We start from the raw sequence: 22,115 nt of genomic DNA on the forward strand, positions 1-22,115 counted from the left end.
AAACACGAACATAGCACCAAATCCGCTACAGGAGAATCCCTCGCTTTCCACGGGAACGGCCCATAGCCGTCAAGTTAAGTAAAATCGGTTTAACTATAGACGATTCTTCGTTAGGATGGGGGTTTAACCAGTCCTAGGGAGGGATCGTTTGTGTCTTTAAAAGAGGAGTTCAGTACGTTTGCGAAAACCGTGTTGGACGTTTTATCTGTACCGAACCTTCGCCAATCTGCCCGAGATGTTGGGTTTGTACAGCGTCTAAAGAAATTAAAACCTGAGGATTTCCTAAGTATTTGTTCCTTTCTTCCTCAACCCGTCGGTGCGACAGAGTTAACACAGCTTTGCGGGGCTCTTTCACGTGAATCCAATACCCACCTTTCCAAACAAGCCTTACATCAACGCTTCGATGAAAAAGGAGCGGCTTTTTTGAAGCATGTGTTTTTTCAATTGGCGGCCAAACAAGAGTTGATGGCCATGCCACCTCTTCCTGAGACCCCGTTTTCTCGGATCCGCATCTTAGATGCGACTTCATTTGAACGACCAAAGAAAGATGGTACTTCTTCAGATGGAGCGAAAATTCATTTAGAGTATGAGCTATATGAGGGGAAATTTTTGCATACCTTACTTTCCGGTTCAAGAGAAAGTGACCATCACGCCGCCTATGCATTAGCCGATACGATTCAACCAGGTGATTTGATCATCCGTGATCTCGGCTACTTTTCTGGCGACCATTTGAAACAAATCGATCGTGCAGGCGCTTCTTATATCACGCGGACGCCGGCCAATATGACCTATTGGACTAGAGATGATCAAGGGGAACGAATCCAAATCAAACCAGAAGAAGATGCGAAGCAGCTAGAACCGGGAGCGATCAAAGATTATGGGGTCATCCAATTAGGGGTCAAAGGAAAGAACACCCTTCAAACCCGTGTCATCGTGCAACGATTGACAGAGGATCAACAAAACAAGAGGAAAGCCGGTTTACGAAAAAGAAGACGGAAAGGGGGTCATACCCAATCCGCCGACAAAAAGGATCATACCCAAATCCTTGCCACTAACCTAACACAGGAAGAAATGGATGTGCAAGCATTGTATCCGATGTATTCCTTACGCTGGCAAGTCGAGATTCTTTTCAAAACGTGGAAATCCCTTTTCGCCATTGATCACGTGCGCGCGATGAATCCAGATCGGTTTCTCTGCCACATGTATGGGAAACTTATACACATTCTGCTTTCCTCGATGGTGGCGTTTCAATGCCGGTTCTATCTTCATCAAAAGCACCACCTCGAAGGCAGTGAATACAAGTGTATCCATCATGCCAAAAGGGCTATAGAAGAGTCAAAAGGATACGCTCTCTATCATCGTTCTTCATTAGAAGACGTTCTAGAAAATATCTACGAGAGCATTTACCGACATGGACGAAAAGACCATCGCCACCGCCATCAAAGTCCCTATGACATCTTACAGATCGCCTATGAAACACATGCGCGTGTGGAGTAAAACGGTAGAATCCGGTGCAAAAAAAAATAGAAAAAGAGCCAATCTACCCATACGTACCCTGATGGAAAATACTAGATCCACTACAAGAGAAAGGATGAGCTCTTTCTTTTTCCTTTCTTAACTTGACGGCTATGGGCCGTACCCATGGAAAGCGGAGTTCCCACTGCACTGGAGCGGAACCCTTTTTCAATTAAAGATAAAAACTCGGAGACTGCTTTGACAAAAGGGTTTGGTAGATCTGGAGCATTCGTTTCTCCATCTGCTCCCAGCTATATAGTTTTTCCACAACTGCTCGTGCATTTGCACTCATTTGCTCAAGCAGATCTCGATTATGATGTAGGTATAAAACCGCCTCCGCATAATCAGCGCCCGTTGCATGCTGCTTGTTTAACACAATTCCGCATTGATGTGTCTGAATAAATTGTTCCATATCATGTAGCTTATTCACAATGACTGGTATGCCATTGTTCAAGTAACTAAAAAACTTATTTGGCAAGGCATATGAACGGTTTAATGAATGATTCAAATCTTCAAAATCGATCCAGCCAATATCAACGTCGGCCATCTCAGACGCAATCTGCTCAAACGGAACCCAGCCAGTCAGGTGAATATGGTCTTTCACCTCTTCTGGAATGTCTAATGTCTGGTGATGCAGCACACCACCGATGATTTTAAAGGTAAACTCATCGATTTCCTTCGCGGCATTTGCAGTCATTTCAAAGATCTTGTCACTACTTCCTTTTTTCTTATCCGCAATGTGACCCTCATATCCAACTGTCAGCTTTTTATCCTTCTTACCTTTTGGTTTGTACGCTTCATTTAATGGTGGAGAGTTGTATAAAATATCGATCGGAAGAAGAGGCTGCTTTGTAATATAGTAGGCTTTAATAGAAGGTGAGACGGTAATTAGATGGTCAATTTCTTTTAATAAATCATCAAGAAGCTTCCCCATGGCAACCAGTCGTGGGCTCATGTCAAACGGATCAGGAATTAGGTCGTGACTATCAAAGATAAGTGGGACTGACACACCCGTTTGGGCAAGCTTACGTTTAATACCAATCCCTGCAAACAATGAACCCACCTCATGCGCATGATACACATCTGCTTTTTCCTTTAATCCCAGCTCAACAAGCGGGTTCGTAAAAAGCATAGCCGGGTCCTTAATCTGCTCATGCATATGCTCCACAGTTGGTTTAAACGTTTCAAAATCATAGGTGACAATCTCAATTCCCTCATAGGTAAAGCGTTTCTCAAGCAGCTCTGATTCAAATGGCTCCTTGTTCACTTTAAAAAGCTTCCCCTTAATTCGAGGTACAATCATAACCACATCATAGCCATTTTTCTTAAGTGATTTTGCTTCCTTCTGAAAAATACGAGTATCTAAAAAAGAGTGCGTATGAACAAGAATACATACTTTCGGCATGTGATTCCTCCCTCCAATTCGTTAAGTGATAATCTCTTTTATCTCTTTCATTTTTTGAATAAGCTGATTGGCACGAATAGACGTTGTGTGTGTACGGTGAATAAAATCGTACCCGCTTTTCACAATGACTTGTCGCTCTTTCTCATGAGTTACATAATACTCAACTACCGCTTGGACGGTGCTCTCAGTCGCTTCCGCAAAGTGAACTCCTGGCACAAAGCCAAGATCCTCAAGCTCCGTAAAACTAGGTGCCACTAAAAGAGTGCTACTCGCAAGCGCTTCATAATATTTTTTCACTGGATATACATGAATCGAAGGACAGGTGATAAAAAGCTTAGACTGATTGATTAATTGCGCGTAGGAGTGCCCAACCGGTGTAGAGGTCTCAAGGGGAAAATGCTCATACCCTGGATGTGGCCTCGTTGTAAACTCAGGGTGTGTGCGGAAGATCTTCTCTACATGTTGTCTAAATGGATACACCTCGTTAATTTTACCAAGCAAAAGGATACCCAGCTGCTTTTTACATTTTCGATCATAAAAGACGGATGGTTCTACAAAGTGAGGAAACCACTCTGTTCGATTGGCGTATTCAGGGTATGTCTTCATGCAGGCATCCCTTGTCACACTAAACAAAAACGTGTGACGATGCTTTTTTAAAAATAATCTTCTTTCCTCTTTAAACCTGTGAACATCGTTTATAAACACCGCCGAAGGGATGCCTACCTCATGTAACCCGTGAATAATCGGCTCAAAACGGGGACCTATGTCTTGAACGATTAAGATAAAATCAGGCCTCCACGCCAAGCTCTTAAGAATTTGGCGAATGTGACCAGATTGTCTCCACGTAACAAGCTCCACTTTCCTTACAAGCTCCTGTTCAAGATAAAAGTAATTACGATCAAGATACGTGGATGTATCCTTTGCAATCCATAGTACCTTCACAACTCTCCCTCCCAACCAGCCTTATTCATGGTATGTCTATGGTGCTTTTATGGATTCAACCATGACCCTTGTTCACAAAAAAACTCGACATTCAAACGAATGCCGAGTTTTTTATCCATTTCGTTCCAGTTCATCAACGTATCTCTTCGCCTCTGCTAAAGAAATCGGGTGAACGGTACGCAGTTCTTTAATTGCTTTAATCTTTTGTCCCTCACGTAGCAGTTGGCGTAACCGATCATTTAACGGTACGTCTTGCGAGATTCTCCGGTCAGTCTCTTCAGATCGTTCATGAGTGGAGCGATTCGCTTGATTAGCGCGAAGGTTTTTAATCACAATCCATTGAGCGACGACAACAATAGCTAATATAAGAATAATAATCCGTTCCATTTATTCTCACCCTCCCCCTCTTATCGTAGCAAACTTTTGGGCTTACGAGGAAGTGGAAGACTTCTGATCAACCTTCTCGTCAACAAACTGAATCTCTTCCTGAACATCCTGACCAAGCAGTTTCTGCACCCGCGCTCGTGCCTGAGCCTTTGTTGAATCATCTATATAGGCAGCCACTAAAAGAAGTGCACCCGTTAATGCCACCATATCATCGGTATATCCGATGATTGGGGTCATATCTGGAATGAAATCAATTGGCATAATAAAATAACCAAGTGCACCTAGAATCGTAGACCTGGCCTTTAATGGAAGATCCGGTTTTCTAAACGTATAGTAAAGCAAAAAGACAGTATAAATTCCCGCTGCGCCAACCTTTTTTGCATATTTCCTAACCTTCATCCAAAATGACTCTTCCGAAAACTCATCTTGGTATGCCGCAAGATTGTTTGGGTCTTCAAGTTCAGTACGTTTCTTCATTGAAACACACCTCCACATATACTATACCCGCATGAGAACGCGCGAACACATTATAATTCTCGTACACCATGACCAGCTCGACTCACATAAAATTCAGGAATATAGCCGATCTCATCCTTATATTGCTTCTCCACTATTTCACGGAATTCTGTTAGGTTATCTTCGTGCACGAGGCTTATCGTACAACCGCCAAAGCCTGCTCCTGTCATACGAGATCCAATGCAGCCCGGCGTGTTCTGTTGGATGCGAACGAGTGTGTCGAGCTCGAGTCCTGTCACGTCATAATCGGTGGCAAGTGACTGATGTGAAGCATTCATCAGCTTACCAAAGGCATCTAAGTCACCTGAACGTAAAACCTCCCTTGCCTCAACCACTCGTTGATTTTCCATCACAACATGGTTTACACGTTTACTAAGTAGCTCATCCTGTAAAAATTCTCTGCATTCATTCCATGAAGCCGAGGTCAGATCGCTTAAGGTTTCAAGCATCACTCCGTCATTCTGAAGAACACGAAGCGCCCACGCACATTCACTTTGACGTTCATTATATGCGGAATCAGCAAGTGTACGCTGTTTATTTGTATTAGTAATCACCATGTGATACGTTCCAAGGTCCAGAGGCACATGGTCATACGTAAGACTTGCTGTATTTAAAAAAATGGCATGATCTCTTTTTCCCATTCCTACAGAAAATTGATCCATGATCCCACTCTTAACGCCTATAAAATAGTTCTCTACAGCCTGACACACCTTAGCGAGTTCAATCTTAGGCCAGTGAGCACCCGTTATTTCTGAGATTGCGTAGGCAGTTGCCATCTCAAGCGAAGCTGAGGAAGAAAGCCCGGCTCCATTCGGAATGGTTCCTTTAACTAAGATCTCTGCTCCAGGAAGCTGAAATCCTTCTTCCTTAAATGCGGCGAGTACGCCTTTTATATAATTGCCCCATCCATGTGCTTCGTCATAGAGGAGTTCCTTACCACTAAACTCTACTCTTTCTTCAGTGTTTGCACTGGTTAAGTAAAATTGTCCATCTGTCCGAAGTCGAATCGCCATATATGTACCCAGCTCAAGTGCCGCCGGGAAGACAAATCCTCCATTATAATCTGTATGTTCACCAAGTAAGTTCACACGACCAGGCGCGAAGAAGATTCGTTCTGGCGCAAGGCCATTATAGGTCGCCTCAAACTCTCGGTGTAGGTTCATTAGTTCTTGCATCGTTGTCCACTCCTCAACATTCCAATTAAAAAGTAAGCGCTTACCATAATAAGAATATCAAGTTATAATGACAAAAGAAACAGATAAGCTCTGCACGGTTTAAAATAAATAATCGGATTAAATCTCTCTACTTTTGATATACTGTATAAATGCTCTTTTCCCATTTTGTTTTTAGTAGGTGACATATGTTTAAGAATGTACATTGGTTAACGATTTTTTTTGTTGCAGCTGCAACCGCCATCTGCGGCGAGCTTCGCATTGCCCCTTTTGGTACGGAGTTTCGCTTTGGACTTGGGAGTAGTGCATTCTTTTTGCTTCTTTTATTATTTCCTTATCTTCCTTATATCTGGACTGGCTTGGTAACGGGACTTGTCGTTGTTATTTTCCGGACTCTTACTAGCGGCCTATTCATTAATGATCCATCCATGTTCTTTGAAGCATGGACCATCCACTTCTCAGCCTTCTTTTATTATCTTGTGTTTGGGATTGGGATGTTTTTTCTGCCAAAAAAGCTACCTGATAAGAAGCTTTTGTTATTCGGGCTTTTTGTGATTGGTGTGGATGTTTTATCAAATATTGCAGAGATAAATGCTAGATTTTTCTTCCTACAAACGAACCCACTGCTTGCAACCGAGTGGCTAACCCTAGTTGTTGTTGCAGCCATTCGAGTGTACTTTGTACTTGGGCTGTATGGCGGGTTGAAAATGCAACAGATGAGCGCAGTACATGCCGAGCAGCAAAAGCGCTTTGAACAAACGTTAGCTGTCAGCTCCACGTTGTATGGAGAAAGCTTCTATATGAAAAAGATGATGAACGATATTGAATCCATTACTGGTAAGAGTTATCGCTTGTATCAAAAACTCCAAGACCTTAATCTACCAATACCGGCCCGAGAAGCCCTCTTTGTTTCTGAAAATATACATGAGATTAAAAAGGATGCACAACGGGTGACATCAGGGTTAATGAAGCTCCATGATAGTAATAAAATCTTTACTACACTGGATTTGTCTGAGGTCATTCACTATGTGGTACTCGGAAACCAGTCATATAGCACGTGGTTAAATAAAGAAATTACGTTTACAACGGACTTATTAACAGATTATAAAACGGATCAGCACTTAGCTTTACTTAGTGTGTTAAATAATCTTACCTCTAACGCAGTAGAAGCTATTTCTGAGGTGGGCACCATCTTTATTCAAGTTTCGGAAAAAGATGATCAAACGATTTTCACCGTCACAGATGACGGACAGGGCATAAAGGAGCAGGATGTTTCTTTTGTGTTTGAAGCGGGTTACACAACGAAGTATCATATGAACGGCGAAGCCTCTACAGGAATCGGCTTGTCGCATGTGAAACACGTCGCCGCCTCATTTGAAGGAACCATCGATGTGAACTCACCTGTAACGGGAGGAGCACAATTTGTTCTGACTCTCCCAACTTACCGATTAAAACAGGAGGACTCCTCATGATTTCGTACTGTATTATTGACGATCATAAGGCAACCAGGCGTATGATTGAACAAATTATTGAAGATGCAATGCTCGGCACAGTCGTCGGAAGTTCATCAGGTGGATCCGAGGGAATTGAACTGGTGCTGAGCACAAATCCACATATGGTTCTAATTGATCTACTGATGCCAGAACTAGACGGAATTGGAATGATATCCGAGCTTAAAGCGAGAGGGTACAACGGAAAATTTGTGATGATCTCACAAATCGATAACAAGGATATGGTCGGAGAAGCCTACAAGATGGGGGTTGAGTTCTTTATTCATAAGCCGATTAATATGATTGAGGTTGAATCGGTCTTAAACCGGATCAACATGCAGTTCACCGTTGATCGCTCCCTTCTTCAAATTCGTCAATCCCTTGCAAACTTAGAACAAGTACAGCCAATGATGCTTCCATCAACAAAAAGTCATTCTGCCAGAGATACAGCTCAGAATCTATTAATGGATATGGGCCTGCTTGGCGAGCGTGGCTCACAGGATTTACTTGGAGCCATCGAATTGTTGATTAAACTCGAGCTCCCTACCTTCCCTCCGTTAAAAACGCTCTATTCGTTACTTGCCAAGGAACGCGAGCCAGATGTCGATTCAGTTCGTGAGGGCAAAGCGATTGAACAGCGAATCCGTCGGACGGTGACAACCGCATTATCCAATATGGCGTCGGTTGGTTTAACAGACTACGCGAACCCAAGGTTTGAATATTACGCTCCGCTGTTTTTTGACTTTCAGGATGTGCGTTTGCGTATGCAGGAGCTTGAGAGGGAAACCGAACAAAGTCGCGTGAAAATAAACGTAAAGAAATTCATACAAGTACTCTTCTGGGAAACCCAGGAGAAAATGAAAGGAGCTCAAAGCTAAGGCTTTGGCTCCTTTTTTTATACGTATTTGGCTTCAAATCTGCGAGCAATTAATGACAAAGTATAATTCACAATAAAGTACATCATCGCTACAATGAAGAGGACTTCAATAACAATGTTTGATTGCCCACCATAAAGAATACGCGCGTGGTGCATAAGCTCTGGAAGAGTGATAACCACCGCAAGCGAGGTATCCTTAAGTAAAGCGATAAACTGACTGACTGTCGGTGGTACCATTCGTCTTAACGCCTGTGGCAAAATGATATGCCATAAGGTTCTTGTGTAGGATAACCCTGACGAACGAGCGGCTTCAATTTGTCCCTTGTCAATGGAGTTTAATCCACTTCGGACAATCTCTGAAATGAGCGCTCCTTCAAACACAGTTAAACCAACTACTGCTGCAGCCACCACACTCATGTCGATGCCCACTTCAGGCAAAGCAAAATAAATAAAGAATAAGATTAAGAGTAATGGCAGGTTACGAATCGTATCAACCCAAACCGCCACAATTTGTGATAGCACCGGTATCTTCGCATAACGAATCACGGCTAATATAATTCCGGTTATAAAGCTAAAGACAATAGCTAGTCCAGCTACTTGAAGAGTAACAAGGAAGCCCTCGAATAAATAGCTAAGATTGGATGCTGTTAATGCTTCACCAAAATTCATTTATTCCCCTCCTAGTAGCTTCTTGATACTCTTTTTTCTAGGTAACGAACGCCAAAACTAAGTGGAATCGTTAACACCAAGTAAAAGAGACCAACAAAAATATAAGTGCTAAATGCTGCAAATGTCTGGCTATTAATTAAATCGCCATAATACATAAGATCCAATCCCCCAACTACACCGAGGATCGACGAGTTTTTAACAAGGTTTAATGTTTGGTTGCCAAGCGGCGGAATCACCATCTTTACAGCCTGCGGTAAAATAACATGCCACATCGCCTGTAAATAGGTAAGGCCTGATGATCGCGCTGCTTCCATTTGCCCTTTTGCAATCGACTTAATTCCTGCACGGATTGCCTCTGCTATGAATGCTGCCGTGTAAACAATTAATCCAAGTGTTCCTGCCGTAAACCCTCCTAAACGAAAGCCCATGTAGAACACAAAGACAATCAGCAAGAGCGGGATGTTACGAATAAATTCAACATAGATCGCACCAACGAAGTTTAATGGCTTAAATGGAGCAATCCGGAAAATTGCAATAATGGCACCAAGCACAAAGCTCCCGATCAATGCTAAAAAGCTAGCAAAAAGAGTAATCTTAAACCCTTCTAAAAACATATCAAAGTAATTAATGAGAATTGAAAAATTAATCATGACTTAAACCTCCCGCTTGATAAACAAGGTAAGAGCTTCACACTCTCACCTTGTTCAAAAGTCTTATTCGCCCTCAGGAGACTCCCCAATCCACTCTTCATAAATCGCCTCATATTCGCCGGATTCTTTAAGATCCGCTAGGACTTCGTTTACTTTCTCTGTGAACTCGTCATCGCCTTTTTTAATTGCAATACCGTATGGCTCATCCGTGAAGGTTCCACCAACGACCTCGTAGTTATCATCTTGTTCAGCCATACCGTAAAGGATGGAGTTGTCTGTAGTCAGCGCTTGCCCTTGTCCTGCTTTTAGTGCAAGGAATGCTTCCTGGTAGTTTTCAAGCTCAAGAACGGTCGCTTCTGGCTTCAGCTCAAGTAAGTTTGCTCCAGATGTTGCCCCTTTAACAGCAAGAACCGTTGTATCTCCGTCTACATCATCAATGCTTTGAATGTCACTGCCTTTTTCAACAAGTAACGATTGACCCGCTTCAAAGTACACATCAGAGAAGTTAACCTCTTTTGCACGCTCTTCTGAGATCGTCATTGTTGCGATGATCGCATCAATTTTTCCGTTATTTAAAAGTGGAATACGTGTCTTAGACGTAACTTCCACAAATTCAATCTTATCTTCGTCACCTAAAATATCTCCAGCAATGGCTTTAGCGATATCAATATCAAATCCATTGACTTCACCAGAAGCGGGATCCTTTAAACCGAACAGATTCGTATCGAATTTTACACCGACGACAAATTTGTCACGATCTTCAATCTTAGCTAGTGTGCTTTCTCCGTCCTCTGATGCTTCCCCTGAGTTTCCACCACATGCTGCTAATGCGAGTACCATTGCACCTGCTACTGAACCGATCAACCACTTTTTCATATTCATTACCCCTCTCAATAATTAGATTAATGTAATAAACGACTGAGGAAATTGCGTGAACGTTCTTCACGTGGATTTGAGAAAAACTCAGCCGGAGTTGCTTCTTCTACAACGCGCCCTTCATCCATAAAGATGATGCGGTCCGCTACTTCTTTGGCGAATCCCATTTCGTGTGTAACCACAACCATGGTCATTCCTTCTTTAGCCAATGTCTTCATGACTTCAAGTACTTCTCCAATCATCTCTGGATCCAGGGCCGATGTAGGCTCGTCAAACAGCATGACCTGAGGCTTCATCGCAAGACCACGTGCGATCGCCACACGCTGCTGCTGCCCACCTGATAGCTGCGAAGGATAGGATTCTGCTTTTTCAGGAATGCCTACTTTCTTGAGATACTGCATCGCCGTTTGTTTCGCCTCTTGATCGGATTTCTTCAACACTTTTTTCGGAGCTAACGTAATATTCTCAATTATCTTTTTATGAGGATACAAGTTAAAGTGCTGGAACACCATGCCGATGTCACGACGCATTTTGTTGATATTGACTTTTTTATCATGAAGAGCAAACCCATTTACATTAAGCTGCCCGTCAGTAATTAATTCAAGACGATTGATACAACGAAGCATGGTACTTTTACCAGATCCGGATGGACCAAGGACAACCACAACTTCTCCTTTTTCGATCTCGATGTTCACGTCCTTTAACACGTGAAAATCACCATAATACTTGTTCACATTTTTAAAAGAGATCAATACTCTCCCCCCAAACCTTTTATAATGACAAAAAGTTACTTAATGGCATCCTACCGAAATGACTAGTAAATCCTACAGAAACCTACAGAAAAAACACTGTCAGATAATCTAACACACTTTACTTTTTAAGTGCTTTCAAGGTAATAAAAGGATAATTAGCGGATGGAACATTGCAAAAAAACCTATGTTCGGAATTCGAGCTTCGGTCATCGCTACCGGGATGGGGGCACCATGTCCATGGGCGGGCGGTGAACTAAACCGGCTTCGCCAGGTTCATTTCTCCTTTGCCCTTTCCTCCCAAAGGAGTCGGCCTCCCCACCCCGTCCGCTTTTTTTTGAGGATTTACAAAATTTGGGTAGTAGATATAAATAAGAAATGATTTGGTTTGTGCCTGGATTTTGATTTTATCCTCTAGTTGGGTATCTGACTCTTCTTTGTTGATTCTTTTCTCCCTTTGTTGATTCCGTCCTCTCTTCGTTGATTCCGCCTTCTCTTCGCCGATTACGTATTCTCTTCGTCGATTCCGTCCTCTCTTCGTCGATTCTGTCTTCTCTCCGTCGATTCAGTCCTCTCTTTGTTGATCTTTACCCACCAAGCTTTATATCTTCGTTGAAATTAACAGCGTGATGCCACTTTGATTTGTATAAACAGCTGAAGAAGTTGACTGTAGATATGCATACATTCAGTTGGGAAGGCATCAAACGTAATGAGAAAAGAACCTACGCTCAGAGTTCGGGCTTCGACCGTTGCTACCGTGATGGGGGGGCTCGCTTTCCATGGGCGGGCGGTGAACTAAACCGGCTTCGCCTGGTTCATTTCGACCCTGCCCTTTCCTCCCATAGGAGTCGGCCTCCCCATCCCGTCCGCTTTGTTTTGAGGGTTTATGAATACGAGGAGTAGATAAAGAGATTTAAGTCGAGATTGAAAAGCTTATGGTCACTTAGATATTATTGTATTCTTGAACACTCTCAATTACGATAGAGTCACTACGACACAAGGGAGAAAATGGATAACCGAAGAGATTGAAGAATTAGAAGATCAAACTTAGGAGGCTAAACGTGAAAAATATGATAAATAAACATTTTAATTTTCTTTTAAAGAATCCTATTATATTCTCTTTTATCATTGCTGCTGGGGGTGGCTATTTCTATTTTTGTGGTCATTTGCTTATTACAACATATTTATTAGGAAACAATTTTAGATTTATGGATTTTCTAATTAATCCATTACCTTTACCTTATGGACATATAATTGCAGTTGGTGGTTTTATTCTGTTTTTATTGATTACCTTCTTGTGTTTAGCTACTTACTCAGTATACCAATTAGAAAAAAGTAATTTTGAGAAGCCGTTCTTTTTAGTAATCACTATACTAGCTTTATCATTTTTATTAACCAATGCATACACTATTACGACAGATTTAAATTATTTAGGTGTAGCTTTAGGTATTTTAGGATTAATTTTTTTCTTTATGATTCTTACTGTGTTTTATGTAGTTAACAATCTACTAATAGGTGTTAGCGCTTGGTTATACAGCAGTATACTTTACACATTAGCAATTACTTATACGCGGATAACTACACCTGAATTAAACCTTTACTTCTTTTCATCTGCTATTATCATTTACTGGTTGTTAATTCTAATAGTTCATTTTCTCAATAAAACAAATAAGAATAGTTATGCAAACTTGATCGTTGCTCTTCCAATAAATATTATTGGTGCAATGTTAGTTGTCGCCTTTATAAATTTCACGACTCAAATCACCTCTATTATATTGATCTGTTTATTTACAATAATCCTTTCATTCTTATTAAATATCATTACTAAAGACCTCAATCTGAGAATTAGCAAGGTTTTTGTAGAAACAGATGGTCTATTAGCAAAACCTAAAACTTATGTATTAATCTGTGGCTTACTCGTTCTTCTTTTACCAATATTAGTGATTTTATCTGGTAACTTTGCTAGCAATATTACTAATCAACCTGTAAGCACTATTAAAATAGACGGTTCTGTAACAGAAGGAAGATACATTGGAACCAATAATAATATTCATTACTTTATACGAGACCAAACAATAATTCGAACTCAAAAATCAATCGAAATTGAATGAGGATTAAATGATAGATAGCCACGCCCACATTAGAGTTGGCCGGAGCTCTCTATAAGTAGAGCTCTAATCCAGCAACATGAATTTATGCATCATACCAAGCGGACGAGACGAGCGAACGACTCCTAAGAGAGAAAAGGACAAAGCTGAAATGAACCTGGCGCAGCCGGTTTAGTTTAGCGCCCGCCCATGGAAAGCGTGCCCCCATCCAGGTAGCGTTCGCCGAAGCTGCTATCAAACTCCTTCTCCTTCCACAACTCAAAAAAACCGCCACCCTCTCACAAGGTGGCAGTTCCGCAATTCCATCCTATTCATCCAAACCAGCAATAAATCGTTTAAACGCTTTTACCCCTGCTTCGTCTTGCTTAAAGACTCCGCAGTGACTCATTGCTTGAGAGAAGATATGTCCGACTTCCTCTTTTAATAGAGGTAACGCTTCTTCCTTTGATACAGAAGACTGCCTGCTCACTAACTCTCCTACCCACGCAGCATGCTTCGATAGCTCCGGATGCTCGGCAAGCGTTTCATCCACTTTGTCAGCCTCCATCACCTCAGCTAGCTGCAGAAGCTCTTGCTTCAGACGTCCTGGTAAAATCGCTAGTCCCATGACTTCAATTAATCCAATGTTCTCTTTTTTAATCGGGTGCACTTCTGCATGAGGATGGAATAAGCCAAGTGGGTGCTCTTCGGTCGTCCGATTGTTACGTAGCACCAGATCTAGCTCATAATCCTCGCCCCTGCGCCTTGCAATTGGAGTTATCGTGTTATGTGGTTCCCCGTCTGTTTCTTGATCGATCTCAGCTTCAAGATCTGTATACTTCCGCCATTGATCGAGAATATACGCACCCGCCACTTCCAGACGGTGACGGTCACTCGCTTGTAAACGAACCACAGACAACGGCCATTTTAATAGACTCGCTCTTACTTCAGGATAGTAAGGCATGGTAAAGGTATCTAGCTCCTCCGCCCGCGCCATCGGAAACTCGTAGTGCCCCGCTTGATAATGATCATGCGTTAAAATCGATCCTCCTACAATCGGCAGGTCTGCATTGGAACCAATAAAATAATGAGGAAACTTTTCCACAAATTCAAGCAAGCGTCCAAACGTCTGCTGTGTGATTTGCATCGGTCGTTTCTCTTCAGAGAGAACAATCGCGTGTTGATGATAGTACACATAAGGCGAAAACTGCATCAGCCACGATTCTCCTCCAAGCTCAATTGGAACCTGGCGAAGATTTTGCCTAGCCGGGTGATTCAAGCGACCCGCATAGCCCACGTTTTCTTTATGAAGCAATCCATCCGGATACGAACTTGCTGCAAGGGTTCGACTTTTCGCAATGTCACGAGGATCAAGCTCGGGCTTAGACAGATTAATGGTCACCTCAAGCTCGCCATACGGCTGAACGGACGTCCAAGATTCGTTTAAGGCGACCCGGTCCATACGAATGTAATTTGTATCCTTTGACAGCTCATAGAAAGCCGCTGTTGCTTCAGCTGGTCCCTTTGAGTTGTATGTTTCATAAAAAGAGGCTGTCACTACGCTCGGCCACGGGGTCAGACAACCCATCAGCTTTGTATCAAACAAGTCACGCTGAATCACGGTGTCCTCAAGCAACTCATTCTGGATCGCCCACTCTGTGATCGGTGCAAGGATCTCAGCCACTTTCCATTCATCGGAAAAAGCAACGTCTTCCGGTTTCGCTTCATCTAATTCTAATACTTCAAGTAGTCGGTTTCTTGCATATACTCGGTCACCTTTGCCTAGAAGATTCTTCTCTGTTGCGAATGTTAGTAACCGTTCGATTGATTGATGAATCGTCAAGACAAACTCTCCTCTCGCTTTCAATTACGTAAGTTCATGTACCCCTGCACCTGCATCACTGACATAAAATTCAGGAGACAGACCAATTTCTTCCTCGTATTTCGTTGCGACCTCTTTAAAAAAGGCATCGAGTGTATCCTCACGTACCAGGCTGACTGTGCATCCGCCAAAACCAGCACCTGTCATTCTAGACCCAATACAACCGGGTACCTGTTGTTGAACGTGGACCAAGTAATCAAGTTCCCTACCTGTTACCTCATAATCTTCGGCAAGTGATGCGTGAGATTGATCCATTAACGTTCCAAACGCCTCGAGCTCCCCATCCTTTAACACGCGTACTGCTTCTTTCACTCGCTTGTTTTCCGAGATCACGTGAGAGACGCGATTGCGGATGATTGGGTCATCTATTTTATCTTTATGCGCGTGCCATTCTGTTTCTGAACACTCACTTAATGATTCAATCTGAAGGCCAAGCTCCCTCAGTTGTCTTAAGCCTTCCTCACACTCGGAGCGGCGTTCATTATACTTGGAGTCCGCAAGCTCTCTACGCTTATTTGTATTCGTAACAACAACCTTATAATCCCCTAGTATAAGGGGTACTTTTTCATAAGTAAGGGTAGCTGTATCAATAAAGAGGGCATGTTCTTTTTCACCGAGTCCTACGGCAAATTGATCCATTATTCCACTGTTCACACCCATAAACTGATTCTCAACATGCTGACTCAGTTTAGCTAATTCTACGCGCGATAGACCCGCACCAGTTAGCTCGGACACCATAAATGCGGTGACCATTTCAAGAGAAGCTGATGAAGATAACCCTGCCCCGTTCGGAATGTTTCCCGATACATAGAGGTTTACACCCTTTAATGAGTAGCCTTTCTCTTGAAACGCATGAAGAACCCCTTTTATATAGTTCCCCCACGAGTGAGACTCATCGTAAGTGAGATCATCCTCACTAAATTCAACCTCGTTCTCCATGTTTTCGCTAATCAATTTAAAGTTCCCGTCTGTACGTTGCGCAACAGCCATGTAGGTCCCTTGTGTAAGAGCTGCCGGAAACACAAACCCTCCATTATAATCTGTATGTTCCCCAATTAAGTTCACTCGTCCCGGTGCAAAAAAAACACGCTCAGGCTTGTTCCCATCAAAGTGCTCACCAAACGCCTTCACTACTCGTTCCTTCTCAGACAATGAAATCCATCCTTTCATCAATTCAAAGAATGCAGGAGTCATTCGTACTCCCGCATGTCTTTTTTTCTATTTTTTTAAGATCATGTATTGATAAGGTTCCACTGTAAGTGTGCGATGCTCACTTTTATCTGTAAGCATATTTATAAATCTCTCTTCTTGTGGTAAGTCTAGCGTTTGTGGTTGTTCTGTAAAGTTCATGATAAACACATAGTCTGTTTGCCCATCCGTACGTTTTTGAACGCTTACTCCTTCTGGGATCTCTGTGTTTAGTACACGGCTTAACGTTAATTCTTTTGCTAGCTTCTGATAAAAATCATCGTAGAAGCGTTGTTCGTTTGACGAGGCGATGTAGTAAGCCCTTCCATTTCCAACGTTGTTAACGGTTACAGCTGGTCTTTGATCATAACCACCTGATTCAAAACGAGCGAGCACTTCCGCATCATTAGCATGAATACGCTCACAATAATCAGTTACTTGATAGGTTTGGCTATCCGTTTTGAGAACGATATTGTGACTCGGATACAAACTATCAATCTCCTCAGCCCACACACCTAATAGATTCTTTAGCGGACCTGGAAACCCTCCTAAAAAGCATAAATCATTTTCATCAACAATACCACTCCAATATGTTGCGATAAATGTTCCGCCTGCTTTTACAAAGGCTTCAATACGCTTCGCAACACCTGGTTTAATCATATAAAGCATTGGACCGACAAGTACCTTATACGTTGAAAAGTCTTTATCCATTGTAATGATGTCTGTTGGAATACCTTGCTTCCAGAAGCTATGGTAATGAGCCTGACACTGCTCCGAATACTTTTTGTTTACATTATTTAATGCCTGCGCGTCATCAATCGCCCAGTGGTTTTCCCAGTCAAAGATGACAGCTACTTCAGGTTTAATGCTTGTTCCTGCGATCGGTTGAATGCTCTTTAGTTCTGCACCAAGCTTTGAGACTTCTTGGAAAACACGAGTGTGCTCCGTGCCGGAATGATCCACAACCGCCCCGTGGAATTTCTCTGACGCCCCGCGCCCCTGTCTCCACTGGAAGTAAAGAATCGAATCCGCACCGTGTGCGACCGACTGCATCGCCGATAAGGCGTGTACTCCATCTTCTTTTCGTTTATTAATGTCATGCCAATTTACAAGACTCGGTGTATTCTCCATAATCAAAAACGGCTGGCCGTCTTTTAGAGAACGGTATAAGTCATGAATAAACCCTACATCCGATGCTAGTTTTGTTGTTGTCTGTCCTTCAATATGCCAAGGTGGATACGCATCCCATGTGACCACATCCATCTCTTTCGCAAACTTGTTATAATCGATTCCAAGAAACGGTCTCATATGTGGGTAATTCCCCATAAAGTTTGTAGTAACAGGAATACTTGCGTCTGCTGCTCGCAATGGTACGATCTCTTGTTTAAAGAAATCTATTGTTTGATCGCTGACAAATCGGCGCCAATCCAGATTCATGCCGTGAACCATACTCTCACCATGCGGAGCTGGAGATTCAACCTGTGACCATTCGTTAAACCGGTGACTCCAAAATCCAGTCCACCATGCCTGATTCAATTGTTCTAGATCGTTGTTGTATTTCTTTTTCAACCATGTGCGGAAGGCATCCTGACATAAGTCACAATGACACTCTCCTCCGTACTCATTTGAGATATGCCACATGATAAGCGCTGGGTGACTCGCATAGCGTTCAGCCAGCTTTTCATTCATGATCCGGACTTTTTCTCGGTAGACAGGCGACGTGAAGCAGTGGTTATGACGCAACCCATGTAAGTTACGCACACGGTTTTTCTCCACTCGAAGAACTTCTGGATATGTCTCAGACATCCATGCCGGACGTGCTCCACTTGGCGTAGCTAGAATAACGTGGCTGCCTTCCTCCGCTAATCGATCCATAATCTCATCTAACCAACCAAAATCAAATTCTCCCTCTGAACGTTCTATGGCACTCCAACCAAAGATATTTAATGAAAACGTATTTGTATTCGCAAGCTTCATCAGGCGATAATCTTCCTCAATGATCTCCGGCATATGCAGCCATTGATCCGGATTATAATCTCCTCCATGCATAAAGCCCTTTACGTTTTTGTGTACAAGTGGATAACGCATCGTATCACTTCCTATAGTAAAATTCGTTTAACCCTTTGTTCCACCTTGAGTTAAACCTGAGACAAACTGCTTTTGAACAACTAAGAATAAGATCGTAACTGGAAGCGCAATTAGTAACGCACCTGCTGCGAATGTCGTATAGCTTGCACCCATTGGATCAGACACTAAGTTATACAATCCGATTGGCAATGTGTACATTTCGGGCGTACGGACAATCACGCTCGCTAAAATAAAGTCACCAAGTGGACCTGTAAATGAATTAATCGCTACTACCGCGAGTATTGGCTTTGCTAGCGGCATAATAATTTGTAGGAAGATCCTGAAGTGCCCCGCTCCGTCCATACGTGCCGACTCATCCAAATCCTTTGGAATGGAATCCAAATATCCCTTCATTAAATACGTGTTCATTGGAATCTGTCCGCCTGCATAGATCAAGATCAACAAAAAGTGACTGTTGATCAAACCAAGCATTTGAGCAAGTACAAAAATCGCGATTAGTGCTGAGAACTGCGGGATCATTTGCAAAAGCAAGAACAGCATCAAGCCATTTTTTCTTCCCTTAAAACGAAATCGAGAGAACGCATATCCTGTAAAGCTAACGAGAACTAACGTCAACGCCATCGTAGCAAGCCCAATTTTCATTGAGTTAAGATACCACTGTAAGTAGAGAATTCGATTGGATGTAAACAGCTCCACATAGTGTGCGAGCGTTGGATTTTTTGGAATCATAGATGTACTGATCAAGCTGTTCCCTGGATTAAAGGATGCACCAATCGCCCAAAGAAGAGGATATAAGATCGCTACGACAACGACCACAAGTACCGCGTACGTCGCACTCACACGAAGCCTAGTTGATTGTTTAGTATTCATGCTACATCATATCCTCCTCTTTAAATGAATTCGTGCGCTTAAACTGCCACAGGGCAATTGCGATAACAAAGATTGATAGTAGGATCGTAATCGCTGCAGCCAGTGCGTATTGTGAAGACTGCATTGTCAGTTTGTAGATCCAAGAAACGAGAATATCGGTACCACCTGCAGTAGATCCGGATACTGGTGGTCCACCGCCATTAAATAGATAGATAATGTTAAAGTTGTTGAAGTTAAACGTATATTGCGTAATTAAAATCGGCGCAATCGAATACAACACCAGTGGCAGAGTAATTAAGCGAAACTTACTCATCACACCTGCTCCATCAATCGTTGCCGCTTCATATAAGTCCTGCGGGATCGATTGCAGAACCCCTGTAGTCATAATGAATACAAAAGGAAAACCAAGCCAGGTTTGCATAAAGATGAGCGCAACCTTACTCCAGAATGGATCAGTCAGCCACGGCTTAGGATCAATTCCAATAAACGCGAAAATATCATTATTAATCGCTCCGAATGTATCATTGAATAACCCTGCAAAGATCAGGATTGTGACAAACCCAGGAACAGCCCAAGGCAGAATGAGAATTGTACGGAACAAGCTTTTAAGCTTAATTTCCTTCTGGTTTACAAGAACAGCAAGCCAGATTCCAACTGCACATTGCAGTGTTGTCGCAACAAGCGTCCAGATAATGGTCCAGCCAAGTACATCAAAGAACGTAGAACGCCAAATATCCACTGTAAAAATATTTGTAAAGTTTTGCAGCCCAACCCAATCAAACAAATTCGCTGGAGGCGAATGATACAGATCATAGTTTGTAAAAGCTAATGCAAAACTAAATAAAATTGGAAACACTACGGTGAAGATAAGTAGGAAAAAGCCCGGTGTACTCATTAAGTACGGGAAGCCTTGATCTAAAAGCTGATGATACTGCGCACGAACAGAGTTTAGTGGAATACCCTTATCACGATTCCGTCCATTCACGTATGCGTCCTTCATCATGAAGTAATAGATCATAATCCCAATCACTGCAACAATGACAGCAATGATTCCTTCCGCTAATAAGAACACAGAGTTATCTCTAGGTGTTTGAACACCTAGCGTAAATAATCCCCAAAATCCCATATTAAACAAGTCTTTAAACACAATGATAAAGGCAACCCCGAGAACAAAGAACACAGATCCTTTGGCGATTTGCCGATTATAAAACTGTCCGAATCCTGGAATGATGGACAGAGCCAGCGCTCGTTTTCGATGTTTAGTTGAAACCTCGCGTTGAACCTCGTATTCGATCAATTCACACACCTTCTTATATTGGTTTCATGTGAGCAAGAAGACGTAAGTGATCTCACTTACGTCTTACTCCGCCCCTTACATTATCTTGAATGGTTCGCTTCAATCTGTGATTGAATGGTTTCAACGGCTTCATCAAACGCCTGGCTGACATCTCCACGATCCGTTGCGATCAGTCCAAGTGCATTATCAACTGGCGTCCACACTTCTGCCATTTCTGGAATGTTAGGTGTTAATGTTGCATACAAGCTTTGCTCAGACATCGCTGCTGCATTTTCATTATCTGTCACAAGCGGATCCTCCATTAACTCAATAATTGGTGGAATCTCCTGTGTGATTTCAAAACGCTTTTTCGAGTTTTCGAAGTTTGTTAGGAACTCAACAAATTCCTCAGCAAGATCGGTATTTTTTGAATAGGAAGACACATTATAGCTCTTTACGCCAAGGAACGAGCTCATGTTCTCGCCATTGGATAACTTCGGAAGTGGAGCGACTCCATAATCAACCCCCGCCTCTGCATAAGGACCAAACGACCAAGGTCCAGAAATAACAGCCGCTGCTTTTTGTTCAGTGAACAAAGAATCCAACACGTTAATCCCCTGCTCGCCAATAATTCCTGCTGGGAACAGCCCTTCCTCAAAGAATGTCTTAATGTATTCGCCACCTTCAACCGCGCCTTCATTATTTAATCCAATGTCTGTCACGTCATAGCTACCATCAGATTCCTGAGGGAACACATAGCCGCCATATCCCCCAATGACACTTTGCGCGTAGTAGATGCTATCCCATTTCGCAAGGAAGCCATACTGTCCATCCTTTGTCACTTCTGTTGAAAAATCATGCCACTCATCTAACGTTTCAGGAAGATTGCTCTCATCAACAAGCTCCTTGTTATAGAAAAGAACGGACGTTTCAACAGCCTTCGGAAGACCATAAACTTTTCCGTCTACCATTTGTGATAACATCGTTTCCTCTGTAAATGTTGATTTCACCTCATCCGATACCGTTAACTCCTTAAGCAAGCCTTCTGTCACAGCAGTCCCAATCTGATCATGGGGAACAGTGATAACATCCGGGCCACTACCAGACGGACCATCTAACCGTAGATCCTCAATTTGACCCGCATATCCCTTTTCAATCACTTCAATCTCAACATCATGCTCTTTCTCAAACTGCTCCACCGCGTCCGCGATCCCATCAGATTTCTGTATATCTTCCCAAACAATTAATTTATCTGTGCCAGTCGAAGCCGCATCAGTTGTAGTCCCGTCGTCCTCACCAGGTCCACACGCAGTTAAAGCTACTGCCACAGCGGTTAACGCACTCACATGTAGAAATTTATTCTTTTTCATCTTGCATCCCCCTTAAGTCTCTTTAAAGTAAAAAAGAAAACGCTTACTAAATGTAGAATAGCAACTTTTAATAAAATAGTAAACAGTTTTTATTAAATAGTTTAAG

19 protein-coding genes are annotated in these 22,115 nt (G+C 42.5%); 4 read left to right on the forward strand and 15 right to left on the reverse strand.

The window, feature by feature from the left end:
• Positions 1–150 precede the first annotated feature (150 nt).
• Positions 151–1,497, forward strand: coding sequence for an IS4 family transposase (locus NSQ54_16740; GenBank protein ID WYP25952.1), 1,347 nt, complete (start codon positions 151–153; stop codon positions 1,495–1,497).
• 190 nt (positions 1,498–1,687) lie between these two features.
• Here the strand turns inward: NSQ54_16740 and NSQ54_16745 are convergent, their stop codons facing one another.
• From NSQ54_16745 to NSQ54_16765, 5 genes are all read right to left on the reverse strand, one after another.
• Positions 1,688–2,920 carry a glycosyltransferase gene (locus tag NSQ54_16745; protein WYP25953.1) on the reverse strand — a complete coding sequence of 411 codons (1,233 nt, stop codon included), beginning with the start codon at positions 2,918–2,920 and terminating at the stop codon, positions 1,688–1,690.
• A 21-nt stretch (positions 2,921–2,941) separates the two neighbouring features.
• A complete protein-coding gene (locus NSQ54_16750) occupies positions 2,942–3,862 on the reverse strand; it encodes a glycosyltransferase (protein ID WYP25954.1) in 921 nt (306 codons plus the stop codon).
• 111 nt (positions 3,863–3,973) lie between these two features.
• Complete coding sequence (locus tag NSQ54_16755; protein ID WYP25955.1) at positions 3,974–4,249, reverse strand: hypothetical protein; 276 nt, start codon at positions 4,247–4,249, stop codon at positions 3,974–3,976.
• A gap of 42 nt (positions 4,250–4,291) precedes the next feature.
• Positions 4,292–4,726 carry a YkvA family protein gene (locus NSQ54_16760; GenBank protein ID WYP25956.1) on the reverse strand — a complete coding sequence of 145 codons (435 nt, stop codon included), beginning with the start codon at positions 4,724–4,726 and terminating at the stop codon, positions 4,292–4,294.
• Between the two features lie 50 nt (positions 4,727–4,776).
• Positions 4,777–5,940: a galactokinase gene (locus NSQ54_16765; GenBank protein WYP25957.1), complete on the reverse strand. Its 1,164-nt coding sequence runs from the start codon at positions 5,938–5,940 to the stop codon at positions 4,777–4,779.
• 185 nt (positions 5,941–6,125) lie between these two features.
• Between NSQ54_16765 and NSQ54_16770 the strand changes: the two genes are divergently transcribed.
• Entirely contained in the window at positions 6,126–7,409 is a 1,284-nt protein-coding gene (locus NSQ54_16770; GenBank protein WYP25958.1) for a sensor histidine kinase, read from the forward strand.
• Positions 7,406–8,305: a response regulator gene (locus NSQ54_16775; GenBank protein ID WYP25959.1), complete on the forward strand. Its 900-nt coding sequence runs from the start codon at positions 7,406–7,408 to the stop codon at positions 8,303–8,305. Before NSQ54_16770 ends, NSQ54_16775 begins: the two co-directional genes overlap by 4 nt.
• Before the next feature lie 17 nt (positions 8,306–8,322).
• On the opposite strand, the gene NSQ54_16780 is transcribed toward NSQ54_16775, so the two are convergent.
• The 4 genes from NSQ54_16780 to NSQ54_16795 form a co-directional block, all read right to left on the reverse strand.
• The gene (locus tag NSQ54_16780; GenBank protein ID WYP25960.1) at positions 8,323–8,973 is read right to left on the reverse strand and encodes an amino acid ABC transporter permease; all 651 of its coding nucleotides are present in this window, start codon (positions 8,971–8,973) and stop codon (positions 8,323–8,325) included.
• Positions 8,974–8,984: 11 nt separating this feature from the next.
• A complete protein-coding gene (locus NSQ54_16785) occupies positions 8,985–9,623 on the reverse strand; it encodes an amino acid ABC transporter permease (protein WYP25961.1) in 639 nt (212 codons plus the stop codon).
• A gap of 63 nt (positions 9,624–9,686) precedes the next feature.
• On the reverse strand, positions 9,687–10,499 hold the full coding sequence (locus NSQ54_16790) for a transporter substrate-binding domain-containing protein (protein WYP25962.1): 813 nt from the start codon (positions 10,497–10,499) through the stop codon (positions 9,687–9,689).
• Positions 10,500–10,525: 26 nt separating this feature from the next.
• Positions 10,526–11,251, reverse strand: coding sequence for an amino acid ABC transporter ATP-binding protein (locus NSQ54_16795; GenBank protein ID WYP25963.1), 726 nt, complete (start codon positions 11,249–11,251; stop codon positions 10,526–10,528).
• Positions 11,252–12,309: 1,058 nt separating this feature from the next.
• On the opposite strand from NSQ54_16795, the gene NSQ54_16800 reads away from it, so the two are divergent.
• On the forward strand, positions 12,310–13,359 hold the full coding sequence (locus NSQ54_16800; GenBank protein WYP25964.1) for a hypothetical protein: 1,050 nt from the start codon (positions 12,310–12,312) through the stop codon (positions 13,357–13,359).
• A gap of 304 nt (positions 13,360–13,663) precedes the next feature.
• Here NSQ54_16800 and NSQ54_16805 read toward each other — a convergent pair whose 3' ends face one another.
• The 6 genes from NSQ54_16805 to NSQ54_16830 form a co-directional block, all read right to left on the reverse strand.
• Complete coding sequence (locus NSQ54_16805; GenBank protein ID WYP25965.1) at positions 13,664–15,178, reverse strand: UDP-glucose--hexose-1-phosphate uridylyltransferase; 1,515 nt, start codon at positions 15,176–15,178, stop codon at positions 13,664–13,666.
• A 24-nt stretch (positions 15,179–15,202) separates the two neighbouring features.
• Positions 15,203–16,411 (reverse strand): galactokinase, encoded by a 1,209-nt coding sequence (locus NSQ54_16810; protein ID WYP25966.1) that lies wholly within the window; start codon positions 16,409–16,411, stop codon positions 15,203–15,205.
• A 24-nt stretch (positions 16,412–16,435) separates the two neighbouring features.
• Entirely contained in the window at positions 16,436–18,493 is a 2,058-nt protein-coding gene (locus NSQ54_16815; GenBank protein WYP25967.1) for a beta-galactosidase, read from the reverse strand.
• Between the two features lie 27 nt (positions 18,494–18,520).
• Positions 18,521–19,363: a sugar ABC transporter permease gene (locus NSQ54_16820; protein WYP25968.1), complete on the reverse strand. Its 843-nt coding sequence runs from the start codon at positions 19,361–19,363 to the stop codon at positions 18,521–18,523.
• Position 19,364: 1 nt separating this feature from the next.
• On the reverse strand, positions 19,365–20,657 hold the full coding sequence (locus NSQ54_16825; protein WYP28581.1) for a sugar ABC transporter permease: 1,293 nt from the start codon (positions 20,655–20,657) through the stop codon (positions 19,365–19,367).
• A gap of 83 nt (positions 20,658–20,740) precedes the next feature.
• A complete protein-coding gene (locus NSQ54_16830; protein WYP25969.1) occupies positions 20,741–22,009 on the reverse strand; it encodes an extracellular solute-binding protein in 1,269 nt (422 codons plus the stop codon).
• Positions 22,010–22,115: the final 106 nt, after the last annotated feature.

Origin of the sequence: Alkalihalobacillus sp. FSL W8-0930 (assembly GCA_037965595.1) — a bacterium.
Classification (GTDB): domain Bacteria; phylum Bacillota; class Bacilli; order Bacillales; family Bacillaceae_D; genus Alkalicoccobacillus.